Annotated in this window: 16 protein-coding genes; 1 reads left to right on the top strand and 15 read right to left on the bottom strand. The window is 44.9% G+C overall.

Features of this window, described 5'->3' with window-relative positions; genetic code table 11:
• Positions 1–95: 95 nt before the first annotated feature.
• The 12 genes from hemB to lonB form a co-directional block, all read right to left on the bottom strand.
• On the bottom strand, positions 96–1,088 hold the full coding sequence (gene hemB / locus AC58QC_RS05185) for a porphobilinogen synthase (protein ID WP_497414142.1): 993 nt from the start codon (positions 1,086–1,088) through the stop codon (positions 96–98).
• On the bottom strand, positions 1,085–2,629 hold the full coding sequence (gene cobA / locus AC58QC_RS05180) for a uroporphyrinogen-III C-methyltransferase (protein WP_497414141.1): 1,545 nt from the start codon (positions 2,627–2,629) through the stop codon (positions 1,085–1,087). Before cobA ends, hemB begins: the two co-directional genes overlap by 4 nt.
• Positions 2,630–2,634: 5 nt before the next feature.
• The gene (hemC, locus tag AC58QC_RS05175; RefSeq protein WP_497414140.1) at positions 2,635–3,579 is read right to left on the bottom strand and encodes a hydroxymethylbilane synthase; all 945 of its coding nucleotides are present in this window, start codon (positions 3,577–3,579) and stop codon (positions 2,635–2,637) included.
• A gap of 113 nt (positions 3,580–3,692) precedes the next feature.
• Positions 3,693–4,430, bottom strand: a complete 738-nt coding sequence (locus tag AC58QC_RS05170) for a precorrin-2 dehydrogenase/sirohydrochlorin ferrochelatase family protein (RefSeq protein ID WP_497414139.1) — start codon at positions 4,428–4,430, stop codon at positions 3,693–3,695.
• Positions 4,421–5,251, bottom strand: coding sequence for a cytochrome C assembly family protein (locus tag AC58QC_RS05165; protein ID WP_497409219.1), 831 nt, complete (start codon positions 5,249–5,251; stop codon positions 4,421–4,423). Before AC58QC_RS05165 ends, AC58QC_RS05170 begins: the two co-directional genes overlap by 10 nt.
• Before the next feature lie 90 nt (positions 5,252–5,341).
• Positions 5,342–6,745: a glutamyl-tRNA reductase gene (gene hemA, locus AC58QC_RS05160; protein ID WP_497414138.1), complete on the bottom strand. Its 1,404-nt coding sequence runs from the start codon at positions 6,743–6,745 to the stop codon at positions 5,342–5,344.
• Positions 6,746–6,898: 153 nt separating this feature from the next.
• Positions 6,899–7,435: a hypothetical protein gene (locus tag AC58QC_RS05155; RefSeq protein ID WP_497414137.1), complete on the bottom strand. Its 537-nt coding sequence runs from the start codon at positions 7,433–7,435 to the stop codon at positions 6,899–6,901.
• Positions 7,436–7,558: 123 nt separating this feature from the next.
• Positions 7,559–7,966 (bottom strand): adenosylmethionine decarboxylase, encoded by a 408-nt coding sequence (gene speD / locus AC58QC_RS05150; RefSeq protein ID WP_056610310.1) that lies wholly within the window; start codon positions 7,964–7,966, stop codon positions 7,559–7,561.
• A gap of 308 nt (positions 7,967–8,274) precedes the next feature.
• Complete coding sequence (locus tag AC58QC_RS05145) at positions 8,275–8,862, bottom strand: non-ribosomal peptide synthetase module (protein WP_497414136.1); 588 nt, start codon at positions 8,860–8,862, stop codon at positions 8,275–8,277.
• Positions 8,863–9,104: 242 nt separating this feature from the next.
• A complete protein-coding gene (gene yihA, locus AC58QC_RS05140) occupies positions 9,105–9,764 on the bottom strand; it encodes a ribosome biogenesis GTP-binding protein YihA/YsxC (RefSeq protein ID WP_497414135.1) in 660 nt (219 codons plus the stop codon).
• 17 nt (positions 9,765–9,781) lie between these two features.
• Positions 9,782–12,133 (bottom strand): endopeptidase La, encoded by a 2,352-nt coding sequence (gene lon, locus AC58QC_RS05135; RefSeq protein ID WP_497414134.1) that lies wholly within the window; start codon positions 12,131–12,133, stop codon positions 9,782–9,784.
• A gap of 163 nt (positions 12,134–12,296) precedes the next feature.
• Positions 12,297–14,015, bottom strand: coding sequence for an ATP-dependent protease LonB (gene lonB / locus AC58QC_RS05130; RefSeq protein ID WP_497414133.1), 1,719 nt, complete (start codon positions 14,013–14,015; stop codon positions 12,297–12,299).
• A 195-nt stretch (positions 14,016–14,210) separates the two neighbouring features.
• On the opposite strand from lonB, the gene AC58QC_RS05125 reads away from it, so the two are divergent.
• Positions 14,211–14,891, top strand: a complete 681-nt coding sequence (locus tag AC58QC_RS05125; protein WP_497414132.1) for an N-acetylmuramoyl-L-alanine amidase family protein — start codon at positions 14,211–14,213, stop codon at positions 14,889–14,891.
• A 1-nt stretch (position 14,892) separates the two neighbouring features.
• Here AC58QC_RS05125 and AC58QC_RS05120 read toward each other — a convergent pair whose 3' ends face one another.
• The 3 genes from AC58QC_RS05120 to clpX all read right to left on the bottom strand — a co-directional run bounded on the left by AC58QC_RS05120 (position 14,893) and on the right by clpX (position 18,335).
• Positions 14,893–15,696, bottom strand: coding sequence for a divergent polysaccharide deacetylase family protein (locus tag AC58QC_RS05120; RefSeq protein WP_497414131.1), 804 nt, complete (start codon positions 15,694–15,696; stop codon positions 14,893–14,895).
• Positions 15,697–15,868: 172 nt separating this feature from the next.
• A complete protein-coding gene (gene ispG / locus AC58QC_RS05115; RefSeq protein ID WP_497414130.1) occupies positions 15,869–16,969 on the bottom strand; it encodes a flavodoxin-dependent (E)-4-hydroxy-3-methylbut-2-enyl-diphosphate synthase in 1,101 nt (366 codons plus the stop codon).
• 97 nt (positions 16,970–17,066) lie between these two features.
• Positions 17,067–18,335, bottom strand: coding sequence for an ATP-dependent protease ATP-binding subunit ClpX (gene clpX, locus AC58QC_RS05110; RefSeq protein WP_497414129.1), 1,269 nt, complete (start codon positions 18,333–18,335; stop codon positions 17,067–17,069).
• Position 18,336 lies beyond the last annotated feature (1 nt).

The following is an 18,336-nucleotide window of genomic DNA, read 5'->3' as shown; positions in this document are numbered from 1 at the left end:
ACCAAGGTAAGCTTACCTAATGCGACAAAAGTATGACAAAAAGAACCACTCGAACTCTGTTTTAGATCACAGAGAACAAATGGTTCACGATCTCATTAATTTTGCAAATAACGAGCAATATCCTTGGCGAAATATGTCAGGATAATGTCAGCGCCTGCACGTTTGAAGCTAGTCATCGTTTCCATCACGATGGCTTCTTCATTCACCCAGCCTTGCTTCGCAGCGGCCTTCACCATGGCATATTCTGCGCTCACATTGTAAGCAACAACAGGCAAGTCAAAGTTATCCTTCAGCATGCGGATAATATCCATGTAAGCGAGCGCTGGCTTCACCATAAGGAAATCGGCTCCCTCGATGACGTCGCTTGACGCTTCACGAAGAGCTTCACGACTGTTAGCCGGGTCCATTTGATACGTTTTCCGATCGCCAAATTGCGGGGTAGAATGGGCAGCATCACGGAAAGGACCATAATAAGCTGACGCATATTTGACGGAATAGGCCATAATTGGTGTGTTTTCGTAACCAGCCTCATCCAAACCAGAACGAATCGCTTGCACATAGCCATCCATCATATTCGAAGGGGCGATAATGTCAGCGCCTGCTTTGGCTTGTGACACCGCTGTACGAACAAGAAGCTCCAAGGAAGGATCGTTCGCTACATCGGCATGCCCTGTAATCGGGTGGTGATGAATAACACCGCAATGACCCGTATCGGTAAATTGACATAAGCACGTATCTGCGATAATTAGCAAGTTAGGGTTAAGCTCTTTAATAAAACGTGTAGCTTGCTGCACAATGCCATCATCCATAAATGCGGAAGTTCCTGTTGCATCTTTATAATCGGGTACACCGAACAAGAGGATTGCTTGAATACCCAATTGCGTGATTTCATCGATTTCTTCTTTTACGCGATCTAGAGAGAAATGGTACACACCCGGCATCGAAGCAATTTCTGATTTTACATTCGTACCGTGAGTAACAAATATCGGTTGAACAACATCGTTAACCGTTACTTGATTTTCACGAACGAGATTACGAATGGCTGCATTTCCGCGTAAGCGGCGATTACGAACGATTGGAAAACTCATGATGGATTTCCGCCTCCTTGAATCATGCTTTGTACCAAAGAAGCGACAGTCGCTTCTTCAGCCATGTATGTGATCGACAGGCCCGCTTGAACCGCGGTTTCTGCCGTTTTGGGACCAATAACTGCGATCTCCACGCCTTGCAGCAACGATAACGGATCTTCCATACCTAGCTGCTTTAGCGCTTCGAGTAAATTCGTAACCGTAGATGAGCTTGTAAAAGTGATGATATGAATGCTTTGATTTTGTAAAAGGTGAATGATCTCGTCTCCGTCATCGGTAGTCAGCACATTCTCGTACACATCTACTTCCGTAACTTCGAGGCCTAACTCCTTCAGTTTTGAAGGCAAGTGATCGCGAGCAAGATCAGCAGTCGGTAACAGCACCTTCTGACCAGCGTTCAAATCCCCTTGAATGGCATCTAGGATGCCTTCCCCCTGAAACTTAGCCGGTAGGACGTCTGCTAGGATACCACGCTCAGCGAGGGCTTCAGCCGTCTTAGGACCTACGGCAGCAATGCGCGCGTTCGCCATTCTGCGAACATCGATGTTTAGTTCACGCATCCTGCGGAAGAAGAACTCGACGCCATTGACGCTCGTAAGTAGGATCCAATCAAACTCCTGCAGTCTGTTGAGAGCGAGATCAAGTTCCTGTTGTGCTTCAACTCGACTTGGCGGTTGCAGTCGGATCACAGGGAACTCGACAGGCTCTCCTCCCAAATCATCGATGAGATCTACAAGCTCACTTGCTTGGCTGCGAGCTCTCGTAACCAGCACGCGTTTACCAAACAGCGGCTTCTTCTCCATCCAAGCCAGCTTCTCACGAAGCTTAACAACCTCACCCACAATAATGACAGCAGGAGATTTAAAGTTCGCTTCTCTTACTTTTTCTGTGATATCTGCAAGTGTACCTGTGATCGTCGCTTGATCCGCCCAGGTCCCCCATCTGACAAGTGCAACTGGCATTTCTGGCGGTTTCCCGCAGCGAATCAATTCACGGCATATTTGCTCTAAATTAGCAACGCCCATCAGGAATACCATTGTGCCAATCGCCTTGGCCAGATGCTCCCAGTTCAGGCTGGAATACGTTTTGTTCGGGTACTCGTGACCCGTTATAATCGCAACAGACGATGTGAAATCGCGATGTGTTACAGGGATACCCGCATAGGCTGGAACAGCAATTGAAGAGGTGATTCCTGGGATAATGTCATACGTTATCCCGTTATCTGCCAGAAGCTCAGCTTCTTCCCCAACGCGTCCGAATACACTAGGATCTCCGCCTTTGAGACGTGTGACTACCTTCCCTTGTAAAGCCAAATCCACAAGCAACTGATTGATTTCTTCTTGCTTTAAGATATGTTTATCTGGCAGCTTGCCAACAAAGATGAGTTCTGCTTCCGGTCTACGATGCTTCAATAAGCGTGGATTCGCCAGTCGATCATACACGATGACATCTGCTCTTTGGATCGCTTCCATCCCGCGTACCGAGATGAGCTTAGGATCTCCTGGACCCGCTCCAACAAGAAAAACTCTTCCTTTGTTCACAGCATTCACTCCCTCACCTCAGCTAGAATCTTCTCGGCTCCTTGTGCGATGAGCTTCTCTGCAACTAGCGCACCCAACGCTTCCGGATCGTTCCCGGAAGCCGTTTCCTTGAGCATGGTCACGCCATCCGGCGTCCCGACCATGCCTGTAAGGGTCAGCAGCGGGGCGTCCCCGCTGCTCGTCTCGTTCACGCTCGCGTATGCGCCGAGCGGCACCTGGCAGCCTCCGTTGAGTCTGCCAAGGAAGGCCCGCTCCGCTCGCACCGCGAGCGCCGTTGGCTCATGCTGGAACTTGCCCAGCAAGTCCAGCACGAAGGTGTCGTTGCCGCGGCACTCGATGCACAGCGCTCCCTGCCCTACGGCAGGGAGGCATACCTCGGGCGGCAAGTAGCTACTTATGCGATCTTGCCAGCCGATCCGGTGGAGACCGGCGGCGGCAAGCATAATCGCATCGAAGTTCTCTTCTTCGAGCTTGCGCAGCCTCGAATCGATGTTGCCCCGGATCGACTCGATCCGGAGGTCCGGGCGGTAGTGCTGCAGCTGGCTAGCACGGCGCAGCGAGCTTGTCCCGACGAGAGCGCCCTGGGGCAGCTCGTCTAGCGAACTGCCGCCGCGCGTGATCAGCGCATCACGCGCATCTTCACGCTTCGGAATCGCGCCAACAACGAGACCTTCGGGTAGCTCGAAGGGCATGTCCTTCATACTATGGACGGCGATATCAATATCCCCATCCGTCAGCGCCTGTTCGATTTCCTTCACGAACAAGCCCTTGCCGCCAACCTTGGATAACGTGACGTCCAGAATCCGATCGCCCTTCGTTACAATTTTCTTAATTTCAAATTGACATTCGATACCATGCTCTTTCGCAAGCTGTTTCAACAGCTCCACGGCTTGTCCCGTTTGAGTCAGTGCCAAGGCACTCTGTCTTGTCCCTACTATAATCGTTTTCATTTCGTCTCCGCCTCCTGTACGTGCTGCCTAAAATAAATGACTACGCCGTCCTTCTTGGACGGGTGCATTTATCCAAAAATATAAGAATTGTATGTCGTGAAACATATACTCTCTTATATTTCAATCTCATTGATGAAAGACCAAGAAGGCAGTTCAATCTCTACCTGCTCCTGCGTTTGCATCCAAGCGGCGCCATGTAATGCTATGTTAAACTTCTCTTTCCAGTCTTCAAACTTTCCTTCACGGATCAATGACATGAGATCCCACGCCAACATTTCTTTAAATAAACGTTGTCTTGCTTCTTTATCTTTCACGTGGTTCTGAATCAACAAGCGCGTATCGGTGAGGAAATCCAAATAGATTTCATACTCATCACCATAGGCATTGTCGAGCTCCTTAGCAATTTTACGAGCCGCTGAAGGACTTGCTCCTCCTGTAGACACCGTAATCACCAACTTACCTCGACGAACAACGGAAGGTAAAATAAAGGAACTAAGCTCTGGTTGATCCACAATATTGACTAGGCTCCCAGATCCATTAGCATCTAGTGCGATCTGCCTATTCACTTGCGCATCATTCGTTGCAGCGATGACTAAGGCAAAGCGTGCCTCGCCAAGAGCTGTCCATATTGATGGATCATAGGGCTGCCTTTTTACGATCACATTCGGTTGAAGCGCAAGCGCTAGAACACCCGTGGTGAAAGCTGGACTGACTACGGTCACTTCTGCTCCTGCTTGTAGCAACGAGCGCAGCTTCCGCTCGGCAATCGGCCCACCGCCGACGATCAGACACTTGCTTCCCGCTAAATTCATCATAATCGGATAAGGATACTGCCAACTTGTTAACTCCATATCCACCCATGAAAATCAGAGACAAGATTCGATACAACGAAATTCAACACGACAATACAGAAAGCTGCCAAATTCCAAACCGCTAGCTTGTTACCAGAAATCCGCATGGATTTATGTTGAAATAAGTAAAAGGCATAGGCGGCCAAAACGAAGAAGGAATTGATTACTTTAGGATCATAGAGAAGATTTTGGTTGCCTTCGAGCACGACCCACACTACGCCAAGACTCAAAGCCATCAGAAGCAGCGGCCCTCCAATAATGACCGACAAATACGTGTAATGCTCAATTTTCTCCAGCGACGGCAGTCTCATGACAGCCTGAGAGAAATTCTTGCTCTTTAACCTTGCATGTAAGAATATGTACATCCCTGAAAAAATGGCGGCAATCGAAAATGCGGCATAACTGCCAATGGCTAACGAAATATGAATGAATAATAGCTCATCATTGATGTCCCAATTGGATTTAATCGGCATAACATTCGGATTTCCAAAGATATTCAGTGCCAGAATTGCAAAGCCAAGCACATTCACAAAGAACACAAACAATTCAATACGGAAAAAGCGGTTGATGATGAGTGAAATCGTGACTAGAAGCCATGAAAACATGAACAGAACATCTGACCGAACGAAAGCCCATTCTGTTAAATGGCCATATAAACTAATAGCAAAGTAAGCGGTTTGCAAAACCCATACAAACAAAAGCAGCCCCGTCCCCATCCGTTTCGCGCTCCGGCTCGCATTCGCGAAATCCGAAAAGTAAAACAGTAGGCTCAGGGCATACATATAAATCATCGCATCAAACAACCAGCTGCTTGTAACCATGGCACCTCTCCTAGGCGGTTAGCGCCTTTTAATTGAGATAAACGACTTCTATTTCGCCCATTAGGGCGAGTTCGTTTACGATCTTATATATCAAGATGGGGCTAGAACATCCGCATTCTGTAAACCACGAACGGACAGTTTCTCGTCCATCGTTTGTTTACTTTCTACTTTGTTAAATCCGGACTCTAGCTCTTGTGCTATTTGATCTGCCTGTTCTTGTTGTTTAATCATATCTTCTAATGCGAAAAGCTTGGTGAAAATTTCGAGTGCATCATCGCCATGACGCTCGCCAGCCATTTCTTTGATCCGTAGAATCGGATCGCGCAATACTTGATTCACAATACTTTTGGTTAATTTGCGAATCACCTTAATTTCACGTTCATCCAGATCTGTCAGCTTGTTCAGCATGTTCTCCATGGTTTCTTCATGAATTTGATTCGCTTTCGTTTGTAGCGCACTAATCAATGGGCTTACGCCAAGTGTCTTCGTCCATTGGTCAAAGGCGGCAATTTCCGAATTGATCATAACCTCAATCTTAGCCGCTTCCTTCTTTCTCTCCTGCAAATGTTTATCGACAATATGTTCCAAATCATCGATATCATACAGAAACACGTTCGGCAAGCCGCTAATCTCAGGATCCAGATCCCGCGGAACTGCGATATCCATCATAAAGAGGGGACGTGATTTTCTTTTTTGCACATAGGTCTGAATATCTTTCTTCGTCAAAACATAGCCTGGTGCACCCGTTGAGCTAATGATGATGTCTACTTCGGGTAAATATTTTGGCATTTCCTCTAGCGTGCTGGCCACACCCTTGAATTTGCCCGCTAAATCCATAGCTCTCTCCAACGTGCGATTCACAACGATAACTTTGTTTGCACCATTCGCATAGAGATGCTTCACGGTCAACTCACTCATCTTACCTGCACCAATAATCATAATCGTCTTGTTCACATAGCTTCCGAAAATCCGTTTCCCGAGTTCTACGGCTGCATAGCTGATGGAGACTGGGTTATTACTGATGCCCGTTTCTGAATGTGCTTTCTTAGCAAGTGTGATTGCTTGTTTAAACAACGTGTTGAAATAAGATCCTGTTGCTTTCAATTCTTGAGATGCTAAAAAAGCATCCCTCACTTGACCGAGAATCTGAGTTTCCCCAATGACCATCGAATCAAGCCCCGTTGTTACACGGAACAAATGCTCATTTGCTTTGTCATTCTCATACGTATATAAATGCTTCTGGAACTCATCCTTCTTCACATGAAACCAACGCTCAAGGAAATGCGTCAAGTAATGACTACACAATTGAGGTCGATCCACGACGGCATAAATTTCGGTGCGATTGCAGGTGGCAACAATAACACATTCTAGAATACTTTTCGTCTCTTTCAACTCAGCGATTGCCTTGGGTAAATCTTGATCTGAGAACGCAAACTTTTCACGAATTTCTACCGGGGCTGTCCGATAATTCAAACCAACTGCGATAATATGCAACGTTACCACCTGCCTTTCGTTTTATTTAGAATCATTATAGCACAGCAAAACATACATTCCGACAAAATATTTGAATAAATTATGAATGCTTTGGGTCTGTTCGTTAGTTTTAACAGCTCTTTGCTCCTCTATACCTCATCCAGGCAGAATCCCCTATTGCAGCCCTTTTTTTCTTAAAAAGGTGGTCATATCCCGATCTAGTTTGGATAATTCCTCATTCTGAGATGAGATGATATCGCCGTTAGACGCCATCATTTTCTCATAAATCTCATACATCTCATTGAATTGCTTCAGCGTTTCTTTCAAAGTTGACGTTTCATCCGGCTTCAAGGCTCTGATGCCCCCAAGCTGTAACCTTTGTATGTATTGGCTTAATTGGGTCATGAAGTTAAGCGAACTTAACTCCTCACTTCCTCCAGCAGCTAAAATAAGTCGTTCATGCGTATATTCAGCTGAATACAGCGCTTGTTTCACCCGATCTAGCTCATTCGTATTTTTAATCTGAGAGGCTTCTTCCAAACTGCTCTTCAAAATTTCCATTTGAAATAAAGATACTTGGAACAGTAAATGTGTGGCATCGTGATCTTCTTTTTGATGATCTAACATTTGGGTAAGTTGATAAATAGGCCAAATGATCAGAAAGAGAACAACAACATACATCACTGTTTTTCTGACTAACTTTTGTTTCAATCTTCTTCCCCCACTCCAAATGAATTGGACATGTATCGCTCTCCAATACCATTGTATGGGTGTCTGAACAAACAAATAACCACGGATTTCTCCGTGGTTATCGTTTTATCAATTTGCAGAATTTTATTTAACAAGCTCTGCTTGCTTTATTTCAGGAGTTTCTACTTGTAATTCACCCATTCCGCGAACAAGCTTCTTCGCATAGAACGTTTCTGGTTTTAGTACGGATACCATAAAGTCGATTGCTAATTGAGGGTCGACTGTCTCACCGCATGTATAACAATCAAGTGCGGCAAAACCTCTCTCAGGATAAGTATGAATGGAGAGATGACTCTCGGACAACATAACAAGTACTGTTGCTCCTTGTGGTTCGAATTGCTTGGATTGTACAGATAAAACAGTTGCTCCACATACCTCGGCAGCTTCAACCATCTGAGCTTGCAGCCATTCTGCATTGTTCAGAAGTTCAAAATCTACCCCCCAAGTATCAACAGCAACGTGTCTTCCGAAAGTTGAGTATTCTGTTTCCATCTTTCGGTTCCCCCTTCCTAGGAATAAAATGTGTGAAAAAAATTTCATCCGCTAGGACCTACGTCATTCACTTCCCGAGGGTATAATCTCTCGCAACATTCAATGTCCTGAGTGAATCCTGGTTCCTATATTGTTTCAACGAGAATAAAAATAACATCTATCGACGATAAATGCAATAGTTTTTTTTGCTAAACGTCATCTGTCACACTGACGCCATATCTAAATTATGACGATAAGCCAATACGTGTGCGTCAAAACAAAAAGAGACCCAAAAATGGGTCTCAAAAAAATATGTCATGTATGAGTGATTATGCCTCCAAAACGAACAAACGATGTGTAAGCTCATTGAGGCGAATGTCGATTTCTTCGTGTTCATTCCTTGCCTGCAGCATGTTACGCATATCAAGAAGATGATTGATTTGATCGTAGATCATTTCAATTTCTTGCTCAACTTCTCTCTTCTGGAACATCATCTGCATGAGACCAATGGTATCTTTGTGCTCATAGACAATCGTTAATAATTGACCTTTGATTTCCTCGATCTTCACAACGGTTCCGCGTTCATAATAATAAACCATTGTATAGCTTGGGTAAATCCGGTTGACCTTTGCGCTGCCTTTGAATTCCGATACTGCTTTACGCATTAAATTAGCTAATAAGGTATTACTTAATCTGCAGGATCCTGTGCATTCATATAGGCCCGATTTCTTTTCAAATGAAAGGACGATTTCTTGATCTTCGCCATCTTGAAAAACAACCTCTTGATTCCCGTTTTCCAAAACTTTGACTTGCAGCGTCACTTGATGGTCCACAAACATTTGAAAAAACTTCAACATATCGGCTTCTGTTAACTGGAGGCAGGTTTTGACATATTCAGTCGCTAACCTTTGTGCCATAAAAATCCCTCGATTCTTTGTTTTCAAGCCATTAACTATTACCTTGATTATTATTATACTACATGAGCCGCGAATATTCCTGCCTGCAATTCATGATAATCAGCCAAATATTCTGAAAAAAGCTTGATAAACTGGGATGCCATCAAATTTCCCCCAGATTACCTCGCTTTCCCGTATACTTCTTTTTGATTTCCTCTATCTTTTAACGCTTTCCCCAAAAATACACAAAAAACCGCCCTAAATTAGGACGGTTGCGGATCGGTTACGGCGGTTGGAAGCTCTTCTTCGGTTTGAGACTCTTGAGGCTCCGACTCGCCATACGCAATCGCTTGCTCAAGAATTCCCCACAGTTCATCTTTGCCAAGCGCTAGCTCGGAAGAGAACATTAGTGGTTGAACTCCTTTATCCATCCCTAATGTTTCACGCACAATTTTCATGTGCTTTGGCCATCTGCTTTTGGGGATCTTGTCCGCTTTGGTTGCTACAACAAGAACAGGCACATCCATGTGGCGAAGCCATTCGTACATCGCTTGATCATCTTTGGACGGCGGATGTCTGAGGTCCACGAGCTGCATCACAAGTCGCAAAGGCTCACGATTTAATAGATAGCTTTCAATAAATTTGCCCCATTGCTCACGCTTGGTTTTGGATACCTTTGCGTAGCCGTACCCGGGAAGATCAACGAAGTATAAGTCCTGATTTACTTTATAATAATTAAGAGTTTGCGTTTTGCCTGGTTGCGAACTGGTTCTAGCTAAGTTTTTACGAGAAATCAAACAGTTGATGAGTGACGATTTCCCGACATTAGAACGCCCTGCCAGAGCAATCTCTGGCAAGGCATCTTCTGGATATTGGCTAGGTCCAACCGCACTGATGATAAACTCAGCTTGATTGACTTTCATGAATGTTCAACTACTTTCTAAGTCGATCCGACGTTAGCCGTCGGCTTATTTTTGATAAGTGCATGTTCCAGCACTTGATCCATGTGACTGACAGGGATGAATGTCATCTCTGCACGGACACTTTCTGGAATTTCGATAATGTCTTTCTCATTGTCCTGTGGAAGAAGGATCGTACGAATACCCGCACGATGCGCAGCTAGTGCCTTTTCCTTCAAGCCACCGATGGGAAGCACGCGGCCGCGTAGCGTTACCTCGCCAGTCATTGCAACTAAGCGCGAGACTGGGATGTTCGTCAATGCAGAGATTAACGCGGTAGCCATCGTGATACCAGCTGATGGACCATCCTTCGGAATAGCTCCCTCGGGAATGTGGATATGAACATCATTTTTCTCATGGAAATCTGGAGCTATGCCAAGGACTTCAGCTCGCGAACGTGTATAGCTGAAAGCCGCTTGTGCGGATTCCTTCATGACGTCGCCTAACTTACCAGTTAAGGTTAACTTACCTGTACCAGGCAATACGGAAACCTCGATGACCAGTGTATCTCCGCCCACTTCCGTCCAAGCAAGACCTGTGACTGCTCCAATCTGATCCTGCTCTTCAGCAACATTATATTTAAACTTGACCGGACCTAAATAGTCACTCAAGTTTTCCTCAGTTACATGAACAGGTGTCTCAGGGTTAGATACGATCTTTTTGGCCGCTTTCCGATTCATGCCTGCAACTTGCTGCTCTAGATTACGCACGCCTGCTTCTCGCGTATATTCGCGCACGATCTTCATCAGAGCGCCCTCGTCAACGACAAGCTGCTCTTCTTCAAGACCATGGTCACGTTTCTGCTTAGGAAGTAAATATTTCTTGGCAATTTGGAGCTTTTCAATCTCCGTATAACCTGGAATATATAGAACCTCCATCCGATCTAACAGAGGACGAGGAATATTATGCACAGCATTCGCCGTGGTCACAAACATCACGTTGGATAAATCAAAAGGAACTTCAATGAAATGATCACTAAAAGTGCTATTTTGTTCAGGATCCAGAACTTCAAGCAGGGCCGAGGCAGGATCTCCGCGGAAATCCATAGCCATCTTGTCAATCTCGTCTAATAAGAAAACAGGATTATTCGCACCTGCATTCTTCATTCCTTGAATGATTCTACCCGGCATAGCGCCTACGTAAGTACGGCGATGACCGCGAATCTCAGCTTCATCTCTGACGCCGCCAAGCGAAATTCGAATAAATTGTCTTCCCATCGACCTAGCGATTGAACGAGCAATCGAGGTTTTACCTACACCCGGAGGACCTACTAGACATAAGATTGGACCTTTAAGCTTTTTAACCAGCTTCTGAACGGCCAAATACTCCAACACCCGTTCCTTCGGCTTCTCAAGACCAAAATGATCCTCATTTAGAATTTCTTCCGCTTTATCCAGATCCAAATCGTCATCCGTTTGCTTGTGCCAAGGAAGCCCCAATAACCAATCGATGTAATTACGGATAATGCCTCCCTCTGCGGAAGTTGCAGGCATTTTCTCCAATCGATCAATCTCTTTCTCGACCTTCTCGCGTACTTTTTCCGGAAGTTCCGCTTCGGCAAGCTGATTACGTAACTCATCAACCTCACCAGCACGACCTTCTTTATCCCCAAGCTCCTTCTGAATCGCCTTCATCTGCTCACGGAGATAATATTCCTTCTGTGTCTTCTCCATTTGCTTTTTCACGCGCTGACTGATCTTGCGTTCGAGTTCAAGTACTTCTCGCTCATTGTTCAAAATATTAAGCATTTTCTCGAGCCGTTCCCGTACATCAACGGTCTCGAGAATATCTTGTTTATCTTTGATTTTAAGCGATAAATGACTACAAATAACATCTGCCAGGCGACCAGGCTCATCGATATCCGATACCGCGGCAAGAGTTTCTGGCGTTACTTTTTTGGATAAATTGATATAATGCTCAAATTGACTAAGCACGCTTCTCATCAAAGCATCGATCTCAGGATCCGAAATTTCTTGCTCCGGCAATTCCTTTACCGTCACCTCGTAATACTCGTCATTCGTCAAATACTCAACAATTTCAGCACGTAGTACGCCTTCTACAAGAACACGAATCGTACCATTCGGTAGCTTAAGCATTTGCCGCACTTTGGCAATGGTTCCGATGCGATAAATGTCTTCTTTCGTTGGTTCTTCTATGTTGATCTCTGATTGAGAGCAGAGGAGAATCATGCTATCATCCACCATTGCCCGCTCGAGTGCTTTCACCGATTTTTCTCGCCCTACATCTAGGTGTAGAACCATGCTCGGATAGACCAGCAGTCCCCTAAGAGGCAATAACGGCAATCTGCGCACCTTAATTTTTCCAGGTCCCATCCTCTGCACCTCCAATAATAGGGATCCTTGAACCCTAAGTTCAAAGTCTCACCTTGTCTATGTGGGATTTTCTCCCTGCGTTGCCCTTTACATTTTAACAAAACTCTAAACAAAACACCAATTGAGAGCTTACGCGTCATGTAAGGTAACGCAAAGCCTCCCTTTAAGAGTCAATTGTATGCTGTGAATTAGCATGTAGAATGGGTAAAGTTGTAGTTGGGATGGTTCTCTCCATAGAGAAAGGTAATGGTATCACATTATCAAGAAGCTCTATGCCTAGCGCAGCTGCTAGCACTTCCTCAATCGTTTCAGCTGCGACAACTTCAACACCTGGTAAATCAACAAACAGAGCTTGCCAATTTTCTTTAGGAATAATGACACGGGTAGCTCCGGCTTGGAACGCCGCCTCCACCTTAGCCACAACCCCGCCAACAGGCTTAACTTTCCCGTGGATACTCATTTCACCTGTCATTGCCAGTTTGTTGTCGACAGGTATTTTATGTATGGCAGAGGCAATCGCCGTAGCCATTGAAATACCTGCGGAAGGTCCGTCGATCGGCACACCGCCCGGAAAATTGATATGCAGATCATAATCCGACGTATTAAAACCAAGCTTACGAAGAACAGTCAATACATTTTCCACAGAGCCGCGGGCCATGCTTTTACGACGAATGGTTCGGGAGCCTCCACCCATTTCTTCCTCATCAACAACACCTGTAATATTAAATTTCCCTGTACCTGCAACAGCGATTGGAATGGCTGTTACTTCAATCTCCAATAGTGTACCCAAATTAGGTCCATAGACAGCTAAACCATTTACGAAACCTATTTGTGGTTGCGCAGGAACTTTCCGTTCTGGCCTAGGAGGGATTTGCGAAGAATTCACAACCCATTCGATGTCTGCTGCGGTAATCGCATCCCGCTTATCGGTTAAGGCGATACCCGCTGCTAATTGAATCACATTCACAGCCTCACGACCATTTGTTGCATATTTCGTCACAACATGTACCGCATCTTCACATTTTTTGAAGCCAATTTTATCAAGAGCTTTCCGTGCTATTTCTCCTACCTCATCAGGCAGAAGCGGTCGGAAGAAAATTTCTAAACAACGCGAACGAATTGCCGGAGGAATTTCGCTTGGTGTACGAGTCGTTGCTCCAACTAAGCGGAAATCGGCCGGTAAGCCATTCTGAAATATATCATGAATATACCCTGGAATATTCGCATCCTCGGAGCTGTAATACGCACTCTCCAAGAATACCTTACGGTCTTCAAGCACCTTTAATAATTTGTTCATTTGCGTCGCATGCAATTCACCGATTTCATCGATGAACAAGATTCCGCCATGCGCTTTTGTTACCGCTCCTGGTTTAGGCTGTGGAATGCCCGCAACGCCCATCGCGCCTGCTCCTTGATAAATAGGGTCATGTACGGAGCCAATCAACGGATCGGCGATACCTCGTTCGTCGAAACGAGCTGTCGTCGCATCGATCTCTGTAAATTTGGAGTCAGGTCGAAAGGGAGATTCTTGATTTTTCTTAGCTTCTTCTAATACGACGCGTGCTGCAGCTGTTTTCCCAACGCCTGGAGGCCCGTAAATAAGCACATGTTGCGGATTCGGACCACAAAGTGCCGCCTTTAATGCCTTCAACCCTTCAATTTGACCAACGATATCCTGCATAGAAGAAGGTCTTGTTTTTTCTGACAATGGTTTCGTTAATGAAATGGATCTTAATTTACGTAGTTTTTCTAACTCTTTCCTAGACTCTCTATCCACTGCAGACTTGTTCGTCTGTTGATTTCGCAGTAAATTCCAGAAATACAACCCGATTACAACTGCAAAAAACACTTGAATGACCATTAGAATGATACTTAAACTCATGTGTTGAACCTCCTTAAACACGTCATCTTCGATTATGTACGCTTATTTTTATACATGCTGTCTTTGTTAATTTCCATTATTCCCGTGTAAAAGAAGGTTAATCCAATCCATGCAAACTTTTGCATCACGTATGATAGCCTCCTTGCGGAAGAAGGATAAGGGGGAGATATTGTTGCAAAAAGGATGTGGCGAGATTTGAAGCAATACATGTTGATTGTCGTACTTGCGCTATTTCTATGTGCACCAAACTCCCAAACCATTGCTGCTACTGCTGCTGACCCCTTACTTCCTAATGCCGATGTTATTCTAGATGTTGGGCACGGAGGAATCGATAGCGGGACCATGGTTGGCAAGTATGAAGAAAAAGATATGAATCTAGCCATCGCCAAAAAAACGTATAAATCACTTGTAAAAAGGGGTTATCGCGTTATCATAAACCGAACCGAGGATTATGCATTAAGTGATGATAATACTTGGTCTTACGGGGGAAGACACCGAAAAGATCTGGCACAGCGTTCCGGTCTCGCCAATACAATTAAGCCAAGTATGATGCTCAGCCTGCATATTAATTGGTCCAAAAAATCGGGTATACGCGGCCCACTTGTTATTTATCAAAATCAATCTGACAGCATTCTGTTAGCAAGCTTGCTGCAAGATGCTTTGAATCGGGTGTATGGCACGGAAGAGCTCCCTGTACTTGGCAAAAAGTATCATGTACTCAAGTATACAAAATGCCCTTCCGTCATCGTTGAACTTGGATTCTTGTCAAATAAGTCGGATCGCAAGCTGCTAAATGACAGCCACCATCAAGCAAAGCTTGCCAAAGCGATCACCCATGCGGTCGATCAGTATTTCGCTATGACGCATCCGAAATAATCTATTTAACCATTTGTGAAATAGGAACAAAGGCAGCTTCCTTTTGAATACTAGGAATTGCCTCTTTAATCACATGTGCTGTCTTCTTCCCTGGAGGACCCACATGCCCAATGGCGATCACTTCATCCTTGTCATGAATTAATTTCTTTAGCTTGACCATTTGTTTATTAATATGGCTGTAGGTATACAAATCATCGAAAAATAGCTGATTGTCCGCATGCGGTACGCCACGTGAATCTGCAATTTTGCCAATTAAGCTCTTCGGTGTTGTTCGACTGTCCAGCAATATCAGATTTCGTTCTTTGCAAATCTCAATGAGGATCTTCATTACTCTTTCATCCGCTGTCGCCTTGGAGCCCATATGATTATTAATGCCTATAGCGTATGGTACATCGTCGATCGCAGCGACAATCCGTTTATGAATTTCATCACTGGACAAGTCTGTTGTAATTGCGCCAGGACCCAACCAGCTCTTCTTTCCTCTCACAGGTTCCATCGGCAGGTGTAGAATGACCTCAAGTCCTCTGTCATGTGCTAACTGTGCATCCTGCTTCGTTGAGGGCAGGAAAGGCATTACAGCCACTGTGAAGGGAATAGGCAGCTTCAGCATTTCGGCTGTACCTTCCATGTTATTACCAAAGTCATCGATGACAATCGCTACTTTCTTCGTCACGGCACCCGTAGGCTGCTGCGGGTTTAAACCTGGCTCTGCTCCTGTATATCCTGGATTAGCGATCAAAATGGATCCGGTTATAAGGGTAAGAGCCACCTGTCTACATAATGCAAACGTTGGAAACAACTTCATTCTTTTCTCCTCCTGCTGCTTAGAAAGTCCTGCTGAAATTGAGCATGCTTTCCAGTTTTACTCATTATGCTTCTCTTCCTCATCAAATATGCGCATAGGCTTCGGTATACAAAAAACCGTTAAAGACCTCAATAAGCTGAGTTCTTTAACGGTTTATATTTATAATATTTACTTAGTGCTGCTTACGCCCAGGGATGACCCCGGTCTGTTCATAGGAAGTCACTATAATATCAATTTCCTTCTTCAACTCCGAAAGCAGTTCAGCCTCAGGTACTTTACGAATCATCTCTCCGTAACGGAAAAGCATACCTTCACCGCGAGCTCCCGCGATGCCAATATCCGCTTCCCTCGCTTCACCAGGTCCATTCACGGCACAACCCAAAACGGATACCTTGATCGGCACTTTGATTTTCGCAATGTAATCCTCAACTTCATTAGCGATTGAGAACAAATCAATATCTAAACGACCACAAGTCGGGCAGGAAACCAGCGTCGCGGCGTTCGTAATCAAACCAAACGTCTTCAGCAGCTCTCTTGCGACTTTGATCTCTTCTACAGGGTCAGCACTCAACGAAATACGAAGCGTGTTACCAATGCCCATATTCAGTAGCGTTCCTATCCCAGCAGCACTTTTCACAGCCCCAGTGAAGAGCGTACCAGCTTCTGTAATCCCAAGATGAAGCGGATAGTTAAACGCCTTCGCAGCCTGTGAATACGCAGCTATAGCCATAGGGACATCAGAAGCTTTCAGAGATACGATGATATCATGGAAATCTAGCTCTTCCAAAATGTTGATATGGAATAACGCGCTTTCTACCATAGCTTCAGGCGTCGGGTACCCATACTTTTCAAGAAGATGATTCTCAAGGGAGCCTGCGTTAACACCAATACGAATCGGGATCCCGCGTTCTTTACATGCCTTAACAACCGCCTCGACCTTCTCACGGCGACCGATATTGCCTGGATTAATACGCACTTTGTCAATCCCGTTCTCAATCGCGGCAAGCGCCAAACGATGATCGAAGTGGATGTCAGAGACAAGCGGAATATGAATTTGCTTCTTGATTTCCTTGATGGCTTCAGCAGCTTCTTTATTGTTTACAGTCACACGCACAAGCTGACAGCCCGCTTCTTCTAAACGAAGAATTTCCGCTACTGTTGCTTTAACGTCAGCCGTTTTCGTTGTGCACATGCTTTGCATGATCACTTCGTTACTGCCACCGATCGTTAAATCACCTACCCGAACGGCTCTGGTATCTCTTCTATGGAACATTTTGGTTTCTCTCCCCATGACACCAAACATCCTCCGCTCCAATTCCCAGAAATGGAAATTGGATTGGAGGCTGTGTGTTCATTTATGAAATTGTGCGTTAAGCACTTTCTTCTTTTTTCTTACCAGTTGGCTGTGCGCCTTCTTTGGTTGTCAGAACGGGCGTGATCTTGTTTTGTACCGTTTCTTTGGAAACGATACAAGAAGATACATCCGTTCTTGAAGGAACTTCAAACATCACATCAAGCATAATGCTTTCAATGATGGCTCTCAGACCACGAGCACCAGTATTCCGTTTAATCGCTTCTTTGGCAATCGCATCAAGTGCTTCTGCATCAAATTCAAGCGAAACGTTATCCATCTCGAGCATCTTCTGGTATTGCTTCACAAGAGCATTCTTAGGCTCGGAAAGAATACGCACAAGCGCTGCTTCATCAAGCGGCTCTAGTGTTGAAATAACCGGCAAACGACCTACGAACTCCGGAATCAATCCGAATCTCAATAGATCCTCAGGAAGGACCATGGATAGGTATTCACCTGGTTTCAAGTCAACTTTCATTCCATCTGTGCTAAAGCCAATCACTTTTTTACCGATTCTGCGTTTGATAATTTGCTCTAAACCATCAAAAGCTCCACCACAAATAAAGAGAATATTCGTTGTGTCGATTTGAATGAATTCTTGATGTGGATGCTTACGTCCACCTTGTGGAGGTACGGAAGCTACTGTGCCTTCAAGAATTTTGAGAAGAGCTTGTTGTACACCTTCACCGGAAACATCACGTGTAATGGATGGATTCTCGGATTTACGTGCAACTTTATCAATCTCATCAATATAGATGATGCCGCGCTCTGCTTTTTCAACATCATAATCAGCAGCTTGGATTAGTTTGAGCAGGATGTTTTCGACATCTTCACCCACGTAACCAGCTTCTGTCAACGAAGTTGCATCAGCTATCGCAAATGGCACATTCAAAATTTTCGCAAGAGTTTGCGCAAGAAGTGTTTTACCACTACCTGTTGGCCCTAGAAGGACGATATTACTTTTCTGTAGTTCAACATCTTCAAGCTTGTTCTGGGAATTGATCCGCTTGTAGTGGTTATACACCGCAACAGCCAAGGATTTCTTCGCTTGTTCTTGACCAATAACATATTGATCCAAAATATTACGAATTTCCTTTGGTTTCGGAACATCCTTCAGATCCAGTTCTTCTTCATGCCCTAGTTCTTCTTCCACAATCTCCGTACAAAGCTCTATACATTCATCACAAATGTAAACTCCCGGTCCGGCAACAAGTTTACGAACTTGGTCCTGGGATTTTCCACAAAAGGAACATTTGAGTTGGCCTTTTTCATCGTTAAATTTAAACATG

It is taken from the genome of Paenibacillus sp. J22P51, from assembly GCF_059692215.1.
This window is presented reverse-complemented; position numbering and strand designations above follow the sequence as displayed.